General features: G+C 65.1%; 15 protein-coding genes and 1 riboswitch. Of the genes, 6 read left to right on the top strand and 9 right to left on the bottom strand.

Annotation, left to right across the window (positions count from 1 at the left end):
- The first annotated feature begins 93 nt into the window (after nt 1-93).
- Nucleotides 94-585 (top strand): FecR family protein, encoded by a 492-nt coding sequence (locus WKW77_RS12060; protein ID WP_340357071.1) that lies wholly within the window; start codon nt 94-96, stop codon nt 583-585.
- Nucleotides 582-1,193: an OmpA family protein gene (locus WKW77_RS12055; protein ID WP_340357070.1), complete on the top strand. Its 612-nt coding sequence runs from the start codon at nt 582-584 to the stop codon at nt 1,191-1,193. Before WKW77_RS12060 ends, WKW77_RS12055 begins: the two co-directional genes overlap by 4 nt.
- 10 nt (nt 1,194-1,203) lie before the next feature.
- On the opposite strand, the gene tyrS is transcribed toward WKW77_RS12055, so the two are convergent.
- Nucleotides 1,204-2,436 carry a tyrosine--tRNA ligase gene (tyrS, locus tag WKW77_RS12050; RefSeq protein WP_340357069.1) on the bottom strand — a complete coding sequence of 411 codons (1,233 nt, stop codon included), beginning with the start codon at nt 2,434-2,436 and terminating at the stop codon, nt 1,204-1,206.
- A 169-nt stretch (nt 2,437-2,605) separates the two neighbouring features.
- Here tyrS and WKW77_RS12045 point away from each other — a divergent pair, with 169 nt between their 5' ends.
- Complete coding sequence (locus WKW77_RS12045; protein WP_340357068.1) at nt 2,606-3,955, top strand: peptidoglycan DD-metalloendopeptidase family protein; 1,350 nt, start codon at nt 2,606-2,608, stop codon at nt 3,953-3,955.
- A gap of 36 nt (nt 3,956-3,991) precedes the next feature.
- Nucleotides 3,992-5,101: an anhydro-N-acetylmuramic acid kinase gene (locus tag WKW77_RS12040; RefSeq protein ID WP_340357067.1), complete on the top strand. Its 1,110-nt coding sequence runs from the start codon at nt 3,992-3,994 to the stop codon at nt 5,099-5,101.
- 18 nt (nt 5,102-5,119) lie between these two features.
- Here the strand turns inward: WKW77_RS12040 and mdtD are convergent, their stop codons facing one another.
- The 4 genes from mdtD to rplM form a co-directional block, all read right to left on the bottom strand.
- Nucleotides 5,120-6,538 carry a multidrug transporter subunit MdtD gene (gene mdtD, locus WKW77_RS12035; protein WP_340357066.1) on the bottom strand — a complete coding sequence of 473 codons (1,419 nt, stop codon included), beginning with the start codon at nt 6,536-6,538 and terminating at the stop codon, nt 5,120-5,122.
- Between the two features lie 79 nt (nt 6,539-6,617).
- A complete protein-coding gene (gene erpA / locus WKW77_RS12030; protein ID WP_340357065.1) occupies nt 6,618-6,983 on the bottom strand; it encodes an iron-sulfur cluster insertion protein ErpA in 366 nt (121 codons plus the stop codon).
- 121 nt (nt 6,984-7,104) lie between these two features.
- Complete coding sequence (gene rpsI, locus WKW77_RS12025) at nt 7,105-7,497, bottom strand: 30S ribosomal protein S9 (protein ID WP_340357064.1); 393 nt, start codon at nt 7,495-7,497, stop codon at nt 7,105-7,107.
- A 12-nt stretch (nt 7,498-7,509) separates the two neighbouring features.
- Entirely contained in the window at nt 7,510-7,941 is a 432-nt protein-coding gene (gene rplM / locus WKW77_RS12020; protein WP_340357063.1) for a 50S ribosomal protein L13, read from the bottom strand.
- Nucleotides 7,942-8,136: 195 nt separating this feature from the next.
- Here rplM and WKW77_RS12015 point away from each other — a divergent pair, with 195 nt between their 5' ends.
- Complete coding sequence (locus WKW77_RS12015) at nt 8,137-9,030, top strand: 23S rRNA (adenine(2030)-N(6))-methyltransferase RlmJ (RefSeq protein ID WP_340357062.1); 894 nt, start codon at nt 8,137-8,139, stop codon at nt 9,028-9,030.
- A 13-nt stretch (nt 9,031-9,043) separates the two neighbouring features.
- Here WKW77_RS12015 and WKW77_RS12010 read toward each other — a convergent pair whose 3' ends face one another.
- Genes WKW77_RS12010 through ahcY form a run of 4 tightly spaced genes read right to left on the bottom strand, consistent with a single transcriptional unit; the run spans nt 9,044 to nt 12,749 of the window.
- The gene (locus tag WKW77_RS12010; RefSeq protein ID WP_340357061.1) at nt 9,044-9,697 is read right to left on the bottom strand and encodes a septal ring lytic transglycosylase RlpA family protein; all 654 of its coding nucleotides are present in this window, start codon (nt 9,695-9,697) and stop codon (nt 9,044-9,046) included.
- On the bottom strand, nt 9,694-10,527 hold the full coding sequence (gene metF / locus WKW77_RS12005; protein WP_340357164.1) for a methylenetetrahydrofolate reductase [NAD(P)H]: 834 nt from the start codon (nt 10,525-10,527) through the stop codon (nt 9,694-9,696). Before metF ends, WKW77_RS12010 begins: the two co-directional genes overlap by 4 nt.
- A complete protein-coding gene (locus tag WKW77_RS12000) occupies nt 10,505-11,302 on the bottom strand; it encodes a TlyA family RNA methyltransferase (protein ID WP_340357060.1) in 798 nt (265 codons plus the stop codon). Before WKW77_RS12000 ends, metF begins: the two co-directional genes overlap by 23 nt.
- 19 nt (nt 11,303-11,321) lie before the next feature.
- A complete protein-coding gene (ahcY, locus tag WKW77_RS11995) occupies nt 11,322-12,749 on the bottom strand; it encodes an adenosylhomocysteinase (protein ID WP_340357059.1) in 1,428 nt (475 codons plus the stop codon).
- Nucleotides 12,750-12,811: 62 nt separating this feature from the next.
- A riboswitch (S-adenosyl-L-homocysteine riboswitch) is annotated at nt 12,812-12,881 on the bottom strand.
- A gap of 264 nt (nt 12,882-13,145) precedes the next feature.
- On the opposite strand from ahcY, the gene WKW77_RS11990 reads away from it, so the two are divergent.
- Entirely contained in the window at nt 13,146-14,087 is a 942-nt protein-coding gene (locus WKW77_RS11990) for a hypothetical protein (RefSeq protein WP_340357058.1), read from the top strand.
- The last annotated feature ends 28 nt before the right edge of the window (nt 14,088-14,115 follow it).

Raw genomic sequence — 14,115 nt, 5'->3', positions numbered from 1 at the left:
TCACCCGAATTATCGCGATGTGGCCCGCGCGCCGGGGTGCACCGGTAATACTCGCGTAGTATTTCAAAAAGAAAAACCACGGCAGATTCTCACGTGATCAAAAGCGTCGTCACGACCCTGTGCAGCCTTGTTCTCGCTTGCGCCACTGCGAACACGCTGGCCCAAACCGCCACCACCAGCGCCGCCAAGCCCCAGCCCGAAGCACGCGCGGGCGTCCTCAAGTCCGTGCGCGGCGACGTCCGGCTGCTAGCACCGGACGGCTCCATGCGCACCGGCAAGTCCGGGGATGTCGTGGCCCCCATCGACCGCATCGTGACCGGCCCCGACTCGGGTGCGAGCGTCGTCCTGCGCGACGGGACCAAACTGGTCGTGGGACCGTCCTCGCGGCTGGATCTCAAGGAATTCCATTTCGATTCGACCACGCAGGACGGGGGGATGCTCCTTTCACTGCTGCAGGGCTCGGCGCGGATGGTCACCGGCCTGATCGGCAAGACGCATCCGGATGCGGTTCGTGTCGAAACGCCCACTGCGGTCATCGGTATCCGCGGCACCGACTTCATCGTTCAAGCCGATCCACAGCCGTGACAGTTCGCCGCCTCGGATCCCTCGTCGCCGGGCTGATCACGACGCTCGTCGTCGCGGCATGCTCGACCTCCGGCACGCGTGTGGTGCTGCTGCCGCAGGCGGACGGAACGCCCTCCGCCGTCGTCGTCAGCACCCAGGATGGGGAAGAGACACTCTCCGAACCATTTCAGCGCGCGACCGCGAAGTCGCGCGAACGGGGGGCGCCGGTCGTCGACAAGGTCGATCCCAGTCGTCTGGAAGCCGAGAACAAGGCGCTCTTCGAACTCATGCCGCCAGCGCCGCAGCGCTTCACGGTCTACTTCGAACAGAACGAAACGGTCCTGACGGCCACATCCCAGCGCACGCTGAATGAAGCATTGGTCGCGGCGCAGGCGCGTAGCGGCGGCGAGATCGTGGTGGCAGGCCACACCGACACCGTCGGGACGGTCGCGCACAACGACGATCTGTCGCGCGTGCGCGCGGCCCAGGTGCGACAGATCTTCGTGGACAAGGGCTTTCAGTCCAATCGCATCGAAGCCGTCGGCAGGGGCGAGCGGGAACTCGCCATCCAGACCGCCGACGAGGTCCCAGAGCCCCGGAACCGACGCGTGACGATCGAGGTCCGCTGACCTGACCAGGTCAGGCGAGGTGCACGCGCGCGAACTTGCGCTTGCCGACCTGCACCACGTAGCTTCCGGCAGGAAGCTTCAGGCCCTTGTCGCTGACCACGCTGGAGTCGATGCGAACGCCGCCGCCGTCGATGAGACGGTTGCCCTCCGATGTCGATGGCGCGAGTCCCGCCTGCTTGAGAAGCTGGGCGATGCCCAGCGGGGCGCCCGAAAGGTTCAACTCCGGAATCTCGTCCGGCACACCGCCCTTGCTGCGGTTGATGAAATCCTGCTCGGCGGCGTCCGCGAGCGGGATGCTGTGGAAACGGGCGGTGATCTCCTTCGCGAGTGCCACCTTCGCATCCTTGGGATTGCGGCCTGCCTCGACCTCGGCCTTGAGCGCGGCAATCTCAGCGATCGACTTGAAGCTCAGCAGCGTGTACCAACGCCACATCAGGGTATCCGAGATGGAGAGCACCTTGGCGAACATCGTGTTCGGGTCTTCGCTGATGCCGATGTAGTTGTTCTTGCTCTTCGACATCTTCTCGACGCCGTCGAGCCCCTCGAGGAGCGGCATAGTGAGTATGCACTGCGGCTCCTGGCCGTATTCCTGCTGAAGGTGCCGCCCCATGAGCAGGTTGAACTTCTGGTCGGTTCCGCCGAGCTCGAGGTCGGAACGCAGCGCGACCGAGTCGTAGCCCTGCATCAGCGGGTACAGAAACTCGTGCACCGAGATCGACTGGCCGGCCTTGAAGCGCTTGTTGAAATCCTCGCGCTCCATCATTCGGGCCACGGTGTATTTCGCCGCCAGCTGGATCATGCCGCGCGCGCCCAGCGGGTCGCTCCATTCCGAGTTGTAACGAATCTCGGTCCGGGCCGGATCGAGCACCAGGCTGGCCTGCCGGTAGTAGGTCTGGGCGTTGGCCTCGATCTGCTCGCGGGTCAACGGTGGCCGCGTGGTGTTGCGGCCCGACGGGTCGCCGATGGTTGTCGTGAAATCCCCGATCAGGAAGATCACCGTGTGCCCGAGATCCTGAAGCTGGCGCATCTTGTTGAGCACCACGGTGTGGCCGATGTGGATGTCCGGCGCAGTGGGGTCGAGGCCCAGCTTGATTCGAAGCGGCGTCCCCGTCGCTTCGGAGCGCTGGAGCTTGCGGATCCACTCATCCTGGGGAAGAAGCTCGTCAGTTCCACGAAGCGAAATTTCGAGCGCTCTGCCTACGCCTTCAGACAGACTTGCGGATGTAACAAAACCGGGTTTCATTAGGCTTTTAGGGCGAGCTCTCCTATGGCAGAAGTCATGCCACGGCTATACTCTGCCGACTTTTTCAAGCGCCGAATTCTAAGCGGCGCTGCACCCCGCACCGACCTGCCGACCGTTCGACACGGCCCTCGCAGCGCGGTTTTGCAGAACCTGAGCTGGATTCGAAGTTTTGATCAACGGCATTCTTGCCGCCGAGGAGCTGATCGCTTCCCGTGTGGCCTACATATTTCGGACGTATCCGAAGCAGATCACGGCTGCCGTTGCCGCGCTGCTTCTGTCCGCTGGCGGCGGCGCCTTCGCCGTGGCCTCGCTCGGTCCCGATGCGGCCGACCTCCCCGTCAAGCAGGTGTTCGAAGCGGTCACCCCCCTATCCTTCGCCGACCAGGTCGAAGCGCTCGACAACCACAGCTTCACCCTCTTTCGCACCGAGATCACGCGGTCGAGCGATACCGCTGAGGCACTCCTGCAACGTCTGGGCATCGCGGATCCCGCGGCCGCCACCTTCGTGCGCGGCAATGCCGACGCCCGCACGGCGTTTCTGAGTCGCGCCGGACGCACGGTCACCGCCGAGGCCACGCAAGAAAACACGCTGCAAAAACTCAGCGCGCGCTGGATTCCGGACGGCGACGGCAACTTCAAGCGCGTGGTCATCGAAAAAATGGCGGCGGGCTTCCAAGCCCGGACTGAAAGCGACACGCTGACGCCGGGTACACGTCTCGCCAGCGGCATCGTGCGTACCTCGCTGTTCGCCGCAACGGACGACGCCGGCATTCCCGATGCGGTGGCGAGCCAACTGGCGGACATCTTCTCCGGCGACGTCGACTTCCGGTCGCTGCGCAAGGGCGATCGCTTCGCCGTCGTCTACGAAACCTTCGACGGCGATGGCCAGACGCTGCGCACCGGCCGCGTCCTCTCGGCCGAATTCGAAAGCGGCGGCAAGCTGCATCAGGCACTGTGGTATCAGGAGTCCGGCCAGAAAGGCGGCTACTACCGCCCGAACGGCGACAGCCTCCGTCGCGCCTATCTGAGCTCGCCGGTCGAGTTCACGCGCGTCAGCAGCGGGTTCGCGATGCGCCTCCACCCGATCCTCAACAGCTGGCGCCAGCATCACGGCATCGATTTCGCAGCGCCGACCGGCACGCCGGTTCGCGCCGTCGGCGATGGGACCGTGGAATTCGCCGGCATCCAGAGCGGCTACGGCAACATCGTGATCCTGAAGCACCGCAACAATCAGGAAACCGCGTACGCCCACCTGAGCCGCATCGACGTCCGTCAAGGCCAGAGCGTCAGCCAGAGCCAGACCGTCGGCGCCGTCGGTTCCACCGGCTGGGCCACGGGGCCGCACCTTCACTTCGAATTCCGGGTGAACGGCGAATACCACGACCCGACCACGATCGCCCAGCAGGATGGCGGCACTCCGATCACTGCCGCATCGCGGCCCGCATTCGAGCGGCTCGCCGTCGCGACGCGCACCGAGTTGGCCGCCGCCTTCTCGGTGGTTCAGGCGAGCGCGGACTGACCCAGGCCTCGCAGGCCTGATCTGCACACCCTGAAGATGGCTGAACTCTTCATCGGCCTGATGTCGGGGACGTCGATGGATGGCGTCGACGGTGTCCTGGCAGATTTCTCCGACGGGCGCATCGCGGTTCAGGGCTATGCAGCGGCACCTTTTCCTGTCGGCCTGCGCGCCGAGCTCATGGCACTCAACACGCCCGGCGACAACGAATTACATCGTGCGGCCCTGGCGGGCAATGGCCTCGCACGCGCCTACGCAGGCGTGGTCCATCAACTCGTCGCCGATGCCGGTCTCTCTCCAGAAGCCGTGACCGCGATCGGCGCGCACGGCCAGACGGTGCGCCACCGGCCCGGGGAGTTCGACGAGGTCGGCTACACGCTGCAGATCAACAACCCCTCTCTCCTTGCAGAGCTGACCGGCATTCCGGTTGTCGCGGACTTCCGCAGCCGCGATGTCGCCGCCGGCGGGCAAGGTGCGCCGCTTGTTCCGGGCTTCCATCGCGCGCTGTTTGCACGCGACGACAAGGCCGTCGCGGTGCTGAACATCGGCGGCATTTCCAACCTCAGCATTCTCCCGGCGGGTGAGGGCACGGTGCTCGGCTTCGACTGCGGCCCGGGCAATGCGCTGATCGACCATTGGTGCCAGGCGCACCTCGGCCAGCCCTATGACGTCGGCGGCCAGTGGGCATCGAGTGGCCGCGTCTTGCCCGAACTGCTGGCGCGACTTCTCGGCGATCCGTATTTCGCCAAGAGCCCGCCGAAAAGCACCGGCCGCGACCTGTTCAACCCGACCTGGCTCGCGGCGCAGCTGGGCACGACCGAAGGCGACCCCGCCGACGTGCAGGCCACCCTGACGGAACTCACCGCATCGGTGTGCGCCGGGCATCTGAGGCGCCATGGCGCGGGCAGCGAGTTGCTGATCGTTTGCGGCGGTGGCGCGCTCAACTTCCACCTCCTCTCCAGGCTGCGCACCTTGCTGCCGGCCGTCGAAGTCGTGTCGTCCGTCGAACGCGGCCTGCCGCCGCAGGAAGTGGAAGCGGCCGCCTTCGCCTGGTTGGCCCGCAGCGCGGTGCGCGGGGAATCCGGCAATCTGGCGAGCGTCACCGGCGCTCGGGGGCCGCGCGTTCTCGGTGCGATCTACCCCGCCTGAACAGGACGAGGGCGAGTCTCAGCCCTGACCGGACACCTCGGGCTGTGCAGGCTGCACCGCCCTCGCTTCGGGTGGGAGATTCCAGAAGATCATCGCGGAGGCCAAGGTGACCAACCCCATGGTGACAAAGGTGGCCTCGAAGGCATGCAGGGTCGCCAGCGGCGTCGCATTTCCGAAAACGCCGGTGTAGCCCGCCAGCACCGCGCTCGCCACCGCCACGCCCAGGCTCATCGCAAGCATCTGCACCATTGACAGCAGGCTGTTGCCGGCGCTTGCCATGCTGCCGTCCAGGTCCTTCAGCGTGATGGTGTTCATCGCCGTGAACTGCAGCGAATTCACAGCCCCGAAGATGATCAGTTGCACGATGTGCAATGCGATCGGCTGCTCGGGCGTCGCCAACCCGAAACTCGCCATCGACAGGCCGACGAGCGATGTGTTGATCACCAGCACCCGGCGATAGCCGTTCCGCCGGATCAAGGGCGTGGCGAAGCGCTTCATGCTCATGCCCGCGAGGGCGATGGGCAGCATCATCAGCCCGGCATGCAGGGGCGAGTAGCCCATCGATACCTGAAGCAGCAAGGGAACCAGGAAGGGCATGCAACCGCTTCCCAGGCGGCAAAAGAGATTGCCGAGCAAACCGATGCTCAGCGTGGGAATGCCGAACAGCGCCGGCTCGAACAGCGGATAGGGCCGCCTCACTGCATGCAGCCAGTACGCGGTGATGCCTGCAAATCCAAAGACGAGCAAAACCAGCACGCCGGCCTGGCGCAGACCAAGCCCTGAGACACCATCGATTGCCAGCGAGATGGCGACCATGCCGAAGGCGAGCAGCGCGTAGCCGATGCCATCGAAGCTGCGCTGCCCGGTCAGGCGCAAGTCCGGCATGATGCGCAGCGTCGCGACGCAGCCGACGAGCCCGACCGGCACGTTGATCAGGAAGATCCAATGCCACGAGGCGTATTGCACCAGCCATCCGCCGAGCGTCGGGCCAAGCAGAGGCCCGACCAGGCCGGGGATAGCCACGAAGCTCATCGCAGCCAGGAACTCGGCGCGCGGCACCGAGCGCAGTAGCGCGAGACGTCCCACCGGCAGCAGGAGCGCGCCGCCCAAGCCCTGGATGACACGCGCAGCCACCAGCTGCCTGATGTCGCGGGACATGGCGCATAACACCGATCCAGCGACGAAAAGGATGATGGCGAAGAAGAAGACGCGGCGGGTTCCGAAGCGATCCGCCAGCCATCCTGAAGCCGGAATCAGCATCGCCATCGTCAAGGCATAGGCCACGACCACGGATTGCATGCGCAGCGGGCTTTCGCCGAGGCTCGCGGCCATGGCCGGCAACGCCGTGTTGATGATCGTCGCATCGAGCGTCTGCATGAAAAAGCCGACAGCCACAAGCCACAGCAGCCTCTTGGGCGGAGATTCGGAGATCGCCATGGGTCAGCTCAGACAGAGACGCGCAGCAAAAAGCCGCCCGAAGGCGGCTTTGACAAAAGGCACCGGGTTGCCGACGGCATCAAGCCGAGAAGCTGGATCCGCAGCCGCAGGTGCTGGTCGCGTTCGGGTTCTTGATCACGAACTGCGCGCCCTGGAGATCTTCCTTGTAGTCGATTTCGGCGCCGACGAGGTATTGGTAGCTCATCGCATCGATCAGGAGCGACACGCCATTCTTGGTCATCGTCGTATCGTCTTCGTTGGTGATTTCATCGAACGTGAAACCATACTGGAACCCGGAACAACCGCCACCCTGCACGAACACGCGCAGCTTGAGGTCGGGATTGCCTTCTTCGGCGATCAGGTCGGCCACCTTGGCCGCCGCGCTGTCGGTGAAGACGATCGGGTCGGGCATCTGGGTTCGAACATTTTCTGCAACGGCACTCATCGAGAGAACTCCTGTGCGGCCGGGATGCGGCCGAATAATCGAATGCTACTTCAACCAGCAAAAAGCCGCCCGAAGGCGGCTCTTTTGACAGTTCGGGCGGTAAGCCCAAAAACGCCTTGGATCAGCGCTTCGAGAACTGCTTGCGGCGACGTGCGGAGTGCAGGCCGACCTTCTTACGCTCGACTTCACGCGCATCGCGGGTGACGAAGCCAGCTTGGCTCAGCACCGGCTTGAGCGTCGCGTCGTAGTCGATCAGCGCGCGGGTGATGCCATGGCGCGTTGCGCCGGCCTGGCCCGACTCGCCACCGCCCGCCACGTTGACCTGGATGTCGAAGGTTTCGACGTTGTTGGTCAGGTAGAGCGGCTGCTTGGCGATCATGATCGACGTTTCGCGGCCAAAGAAATCCTGGATGTCCTTGCCGTTCACCGTGATCTTGCCGGTGCCCTTTTTCAGAAACACGCGGGCGACGCTGGATTTGCGACGGCCGGTGCCATTGTTCCATTCACCAATCATTCTCAAGGCTCCTTACAGTTCCAGCACTTTGGGCTGTTGGGCGGTATGCGGGTGCTCTGCGCCACCGTACACCTTGAGTTTCTTGATCATTGCGTAGCCGAGCGGGCCCTTGGGCAGCATGCCCTTGACGGCCTTCTCCAGCGCGCGGCCGGGGTGCTTGGCTTGCATGTCGCGGAAGCTGGTGGCCGTGATGCCGCCCGGATAGCCCGAGTGACGGTAGTACACCTTGTCAAGCGGCTTGGCGCCGGTGACACGCAGTTGCGATGCGTTGATGATGACGATGAAGTCACCGGTATCGACGTGAGGCGTATAGATGGCCTTGTGTTTGCCGCGCAGACGGAGAGCAACTTCGCTGGCTACTCGTCCGAGGACCTTGTCGGTCGCGTCAATCACAAACCACTCGTGCTTCACGTCAGCGGGCTTGGCGCTGAACGTCTTGGTCATGAGTTTTCTCTTTGAAAAGAGGGTTTGGCGGACCCTTTTCCACGGTCGGAATTCCTCTTTTGGGAATCTCTTAGGTGGGTGAAGATACCTCGCCGCGGGGCCACTAAAACGCTGCGAAGCCCGCCATTATACGAAAAATAGCCTCCGTGCCGCAATCGGCCGGCTCCGGGCCCGACGGGTGGTTACCATCGAGGGATGTTCAGCTACCGCCACGCATTCCACGCCGGCAACCACGCCGACGTGCTCAAGCACACGGTGCTGATTGCCACGCTCGACTACCTGCTCGAGAAAGACGCCCCCCTGACCGTGGTCGACACGCACGCCGGCGCCGGACTCTACCGGCTCGACGGCGACTACGCGGGCACGAGCGGCGAAGCCGTCGACGGCGTGCAGCGGCTGTTTGCGCGTCCCGACGCCAGCGTGCCGCTCGCCGATGCGCTGGCGCGCTACGTCGAGGTCGTCCGGGACTTCAACCCCAAGGGCGACGCGCGGATCTACCCGGGCTCGCCGTTCATCACGCACCACCTGCTGCGCGATCAAGACAAGCTCAAGCTGTTCGAGCTGCATCCGACGGATGCCCGCTCGCTCGACGCCAACATCGCCCAGCTCGACGCGGGGCGCCAGATCGCGGTGCTGCGGGAAGATGGATTCGGCAGCGCGACCAAGTTCCTGCCGCCCCCTTCGCGCCGGGCGCTGGTGCTGTGCGATCCGAGCTACGAGATCAAGAGCGACTACACGCGCGTGCTCGACTTCGTCACGGGGGCGCTCAAACGCTTCGCCACCGGAACCTACGCGATCTGGTACCCGATCATCCCGCGCCCCGAAGCACACGACTTGCCGCGACGGCTCAAGACGCTCGCGACCAAGGCCGGCAAGCCGTGGCTGCACGCGACGCTCACGGTCAAGTCGAGCAAGATCGTGACGGATTCTTCCGGCGCCAAGCACAGGCCCGGCCTGCCCGCGAGCGGGATGTTCCTCATCAACCCACCCTATACGCTGAAAGCCCAACTGCAGGCCGCGCTGCCCCAGATGGCGGAACTGCTCGCGCAGGATCGCAACGCCGCGTTCTCGGTCGACGGCGGCGGCTGAGCAGGCGACTGGTTCAGCGCCGCTTGCGCGGGGCCACCTTGCGCGCCGGCCGGGCCGGCGTCTCCTGCACGTCCTGCGACGGCGAATCGGGCTCCCCGACCGCGGCGCCCGCGCAACGGTCCTCCTTGTCGACGACCGACAGGGCGACCTGCTTGATGCCAAGACCCACGAGCCCGATGGCGTCGGCCGCGGCACGGCTCAGGTCGATGATTCGCCCCGCGGTATAGGGCCCCCGATCATTGATGCGGACCAGTACCTCGCGGCCGTTCACCAGACTGCGCACGCACACGCGGGTGTTGAAAGGCAGGGTCTTGTGCGCGGCAGTGAACGCGGTCATGTCGAACCGCTCGCCGCTCGCCGTCTTGCGCTGGTGGAACTGGATGCCGTACCACGACGCGCCGCCGCGCTCGAAGATCTCGCGATTGGGGTCCTCCGGCAGGCCGTCGTCCAGCTCGCCGGCGCCCGACACCGCGAGGTCGTAGCGCACCGAGGGCACCTGCGACCGAGGCGGTGCGCCGGGCGGGAGCGCCGGCTGCTTGACTAGCGGACGCAGCCCGCGGGGCTTGCCGTCCCCCGAACCCTCGGTGGGCGCCGTCGAGCAGGCGGCGAGCAGCACGGCCACCGCTGCTGTCGCGACGAGCCTCGCGAGACGGACGCCCGACCTCATGCGCTCCAGTCGAGGCGCTCCAGCACGCCCAGCGTCGCCACCGACTGATTCATCGTGTAGAAGTGCAGCGCCGGCGCGCCGCCATCGCGCAGCCGCTCGCACAGCGCGGCCACCACATCGAGCCCGAAGGACTTGATCGACGCCGTGTCGTCGCCGAAGCTCTGCAGCCGCAGGCGGATCCAACGCGGGATCTCCGCGCCGCAGGCGTCCGAGAAGCGCATGAGCTGCGTCGAACTGGTGATCGGCATGATGCCCGGCACGATCGGCGTGTCGATGCCCTGCGCGCGCGCCTCATCGACGAAGCGCCAGTACGCCTCGGGGCTGAAGAAATATTGCGTGATGGCCGAATCAGCGCCCGCGCGCACCTTGGCGGCGAAGGCCTGCAGATCGGCCTCGGGCGACTTCGCCTGCGGATGCACCTCGGGATAGCACGCGACCTCGATGTGAAAATCGCGTCCGGTCTCGGCGCGGATGAAGGCGACGAGATCGCTCGCATAAAGGAACTCGCCGCCGATGCCGTAGCCGCTCGGCAGGTCGCCGCGCAGAGCGACGAGGCGCTTGACGCCCATGGCCTTCAGTTCGGCCAATTGCGTGCGCACCGTCTCCTTCGTCGCGCCGATGCACGAGAAATGGCAGGCGGCGGAGACGCCTTCGCCGAGGATCTCGCGCACGGTGCCGAAAGTCCCGTCGTGCGTGGAACCGCCGGCGCCGTAGGTAACCGAGCAGAACTCGGGCTCCATCGCATAGAGCTGCTGCCGCACATTGCGCAGCTTGGCCGCGCCTTCGGGCGTCTTGGGGGGAAAGAATTCAAAGCTGAGCGGAAGGCGCACGGCCGGCTCCTGGTTCGCCATCGGCATGAATGGCATGAATGAAAAACTCTCGATTGCCATCGCCACCCACGATCGGGCTGTCGAGCCACTGCACGACGCGCAGGCCCAGCGATGCACAGGCATCGCGCAGGCGTTGTTCGACCACGCCGTAGAGCGCTGGATCGCGAACGATGCCGCCCTTGCCGATCTGGCCCGGCTGCAATTCGAACTGTGGCTTGACGAGCATGAGGAGATCGCCACCGCGCTCGAGCAGCGGCGCCAGCGATGGAAGCACGAGGGTCAGCGAGATGAAGGACAGATCGCCAACGATAAGGTCGAAGCCCGAATCTGCGGGCGACCGCGAGGCCCACGCGTCACGAGCGAGCGATCGGGCATTGACCCCCTCGACCGCCGTCACGCGGGCATCGGTCCGCAAGCGCGGATGCAATTGGCCGTGGCCTACGTCCACGCCGATCACGTGCGCCGCGCCCTTCTGCAACAGGCAGTCGGTGAAGCCCCCCGTCGATTGCCCGACGTCGAGGCATCGCTTGCCCTTGGGATCGACGCCGGTGGACGCCAACGCACCTTCGAGCTTCAGCCCGCCCCGCGAGACATAGCGTGCCTCCGAGGCGTCGAGCAATTCGAGCTCGGCCGACGCCGGCACATCGTCGCCGTTCTTCGCGACGGTGCGCCAATCGGCGCCATCGCGCCAGCGCAGTCCACCCGCGATGAGGCGCACTGCCTGCGAGCGTGACGCAGCGAGGCCGCGTTCGACGAGCAACTGATCGGCGCGCAAAACGCTACGCCCGCCCCGCTCAGTAGCGGTACGTGTCCGGCTTGTAAGGGCCGTTCTTGTCGACGCCGATGTAGGCGGCCTGCGCGTCGGTGAGTTCGGTCAGCATCGCGCCGACCTTCTTCAGATGCAGGCGCGCGACCTTCTCGTCGAGGTGCTTGGGCAGCACGTAGACCTTGCCGGCCTGGTACGCGTCAGGCTTGGTGAAAAGCTCGATCTGCGCGATGGTCTGGTTCGCGAACGACGAGGACATCACGAAGCTCGGGTGGCCCGTGCCGCAGCCCAGGTTCACGAGGCGGCCCTTGGCCAGCAGGATGATCTTCTTGCCGTCCGGGAAGGTGATGTGGTCGACCTGCGGCTTGATCTCTTCCCACTCGTACTTCTCGAGCGAGGCGACATCGATCTCGTTGTCGAAGTGGCCGATGTTGCAGACGATCGCCTGGTCCTTCATGGCGGCCATGTGCTCGTGGCGGATCACGTCGCGGTTGCCGGTGGTGGTCACGAAGATGTCGGCCTTGTCGGCCGCGTATTCCATCGTGACGACCTTGTAGCCTTCCATCGCGGCCTGCAGCGCGTTGATCGGGTCGATCTCGGTGACCCACACCTGTGCGCTCAGGGCGCGCAGTGCCTGGGCCGAGCCCTTGCCCACGTCGCCGTAGCCGGCCACGCAGGCGATCTTGCCGGCGACCATCACGTCGGTGGCGCGCTTGATGCCGTCCACCAGCGATTCGCGGCAGCCGTAGAGGTTGTCGAACTTGCTCTTGGTGACCGAGTCGTTGACATTGATCGCGCGGAACAGCAGCGTGCCCTTGGCGCTCATTTCGTTCAGGCGGTGAACGCCGGTCGTGGTTTCTTCCGTCACGCCGATGATCTCGGCCGACTTGCGGGTGTACCAGGTCGAGTCGACCGCCAGCTTGGCCTTGATCGCCGCATAGAGGATGCGCTCTTCTTCGCTCGTCGGATTGGCCAGGACGCTCTGGTCCTTCTCGGCGCGTTGGCCCAGGTGCATGAGCAGCGTCGCATCGCCGCCGTCGTCGAGGATCATGTTGGGGCCTTCGCCGGCCGAACCCTTGGCGCCGAAGTCGAAGATGCGATGGGTGTAGTCCCAGTAGTCTTCGAGCGACTCGCCCTTGACCGCGAACACCGGCGTGCCGTTGGCGGCGATGGCGGCGGCAGCGTGGTCCTGCGTCGAGAAGATGTTGCACGAAGCCCAGCGCACGTTGGCGCCCAGGGCCTGCAGCGTTTCGATCAGCACCGCGGTCTGGATCGTCATGTGCAGCGAGCCGGTGATGCGCGCGCCCTTCAGTGGCTGGCTCTTGGCGAATTCTTCGCGGATGGCCATCAGGCCGGGCATTTCGGTTTCGGCAATGCGGATTTCCTTGCGGCCCCAGGCGGCGAGGGAAATGTCGGCGATCGCCTGATCGGCGGTGGGTTTGAGAACGGCGCTCATGTCGGCTCCAAAACAAGTTTGAAAGATGCCACTGCGTTCGGGGAAGGACTCACCGCGAGACGAGCGGGTGAGCGTGGTTGCGATGTGGGTCCGAGCCTCACGCCTGACGGCGCTGCAACGCTCCTCGGATAAGCGGCGGATTTTACCGCGTGCCGCCGGAACGCTGCCAGCAGCGGTTTCCGGATCGTCCTGGACCCGTTGACGCCCGCGCCTCGACGCCGCCCGGCATTGCTTCTTGCGTCATTGCGGCGGCGCCGCGCGACCCGGCGGCAGGCAAACCTTTGGACGATATCCCATCGCCTCCTGTCGAGCCCTTGCTTCGCAAAGCCGGCACCGGCAAGGTGGGTTCCGCCCCGGCCGCCTGAGGCGTCCTGGCGACGCACGCAGAATTCGTCCATGAAGGACCAGAAAGCCAGAGAGGACAGATTCGGCCTGTATGTGCTCGGAAACGATGGCGCCATCGAATGGCTGAGAGCCATGATTCCGAGCATTCGTCGCTGGAGTCCACATGCGAACGTGCACCTCGTCCCCTACGACGAGCGGCTGAGCAAAACGCGGCAGCTCTGCCAGGAACACGGCGTCGAGATCCTGGAAGACTCGGATTTCGAGACCTACGACCAGATTGGAAAGACCCTGGCTCCGGAGTCCCGCAACGTGCAGAAGATGTTCCGGAAGATGGCCTGCTTTCTCGACGGCCCCTACGAGCGATTCGCATATCTCGATGCGGACACGATCTGCCTCGCTCCGGTCGAGATCTACGACACCGCGATCCGATCCATGGGACAGGTCGTCCTGTACGAAGGCGGAGGCGATCTGGACTACTGCTATCCCCGCGATCCGCTGCGCTCCCTCATGCAGCACAAGTACAAGACCGCCGCGTTCAACGCGGGCTTCTTTGCCGGCGTGAAGGGGCTCTTCTCGATCGACGAGGCGCGCACCTGGGCACGGGAACTGGCACAGCACAAGTCCGAATGCTGGCAGGAAGGCATGGATCAGCCGTTCATCAACTACTGCGTCGACAAATCCGGCGTCAAGCGTGTCAGCCTCACCGATGCCCTCGGAAAGCCCACCGGGTTCTGGGCCCATGGGCTGCAAACCGACCTGGACCCGGCGGCGGTCGACGCGAGCAACGTGACGCCCGGCACGTACCGGCCGGTCATCCACTGGGCCACCTTCCAGGTCAAACCGTACATGCCACTGCGCAAACTCTGGCGGCACTATCGGTTGCTGACGTCGACGCTTTCCGAGCGCCTGATCTATTTTGGCGCGCACGATGTTCTGGAGCGCGGACGCCATGTCGTCTCGAAGCGTGCCCGGAGGCTCATCCAGAGCACATAGGCCGCGGGACCTCGCCCCGCCGAAGCGC

It is taken from the genome of Variovorax ureilyticus, assembly GCF_037889935.1.
In the GTDB taxonomy this organism is placed as follows: domain Bacteria; phylum Pseudomonadota; class Gammaproteobacteria; order Burkholderiales; family Burkholderiaceae_C; genus Variovorax; species Variovorax ureilyticus.
This window is presented reverse-complemented; position numbering and strand designations above follow the sequence as displayed.

Excerpts from the sequence above, each read along its gene's own strand:
- tyrS (WP_340357069.1), bottom strand. The coding sequence starts at position 2,436 with ATGAAACCCGGTTTTGTTACATCCGCAAGTCTGTCTGAAGGCGTAGGC.
- WKW77_RS12040 (WP_340357067.1), top strand. The coding sequence starts at position 3,992 with ATGGCTGAACTCTTCATCGGCCTGATGTCGGGGACGTCGATGGATGGC.
- mdtD (WP_340357066.1), bottom strand. The coding sequence starts at position 6,538 with ATGGCGATCTCCGAATCTCCGCCCAAGAGGCTGCTGTGGCTTGTGGCT.
- erpA (WP_340357065.1), bottom strand. The coding sequence starts at position 6,983 with ATGAGTGCCGTTGCAGAAAATGTTCGAACCCAGATGCCCGACCCGATC.
- rpsI (WP_340357064.1), bottom strand. The coding sequence starts at position 7,497 with ATGATTGGTGAATGGAACAATGGCACCGGCCGTCGCAAATCCAGCGTC.
- rplM (WP_340357063.1), bottom strand. The coding sequence starts at position 7,941 with ATGACCAAGACGTTCAGCGCCAAGCCCGCTGACGTGAAGCACGAGTGG.
- WKW77_RS12015 (WP_340357062.1), top strand. The coding sequence starts at position 8,137 with ATGTTCAGCTACCGCCACGCATTCCACGCCGGCAACCACGCCGACGTG.
- WKW77_RS12010 (WP_340357061.1), bottom strand. The coding sequence starts at position 9,697 with ATGAGGTCGGGCGTCCGTCTCGCGAGGCTCGTCGCGACAGCAGCGGTG.
- ahcY (WP_340357059.1), bottom strand. The coding sequence starts at position 12,749 with ATGAGCGCCGTTCTCAAACCCACCGCCGATCAGGCGATCGCCGACATT.
- WKW77_RS11990 (WP_340357058.1), top strand. The coding sequence starts at position 13,146 with ATGAAGGACCAGAAAGCCAGAGAGGACAGATTCGGCCTGTATGTGCTC.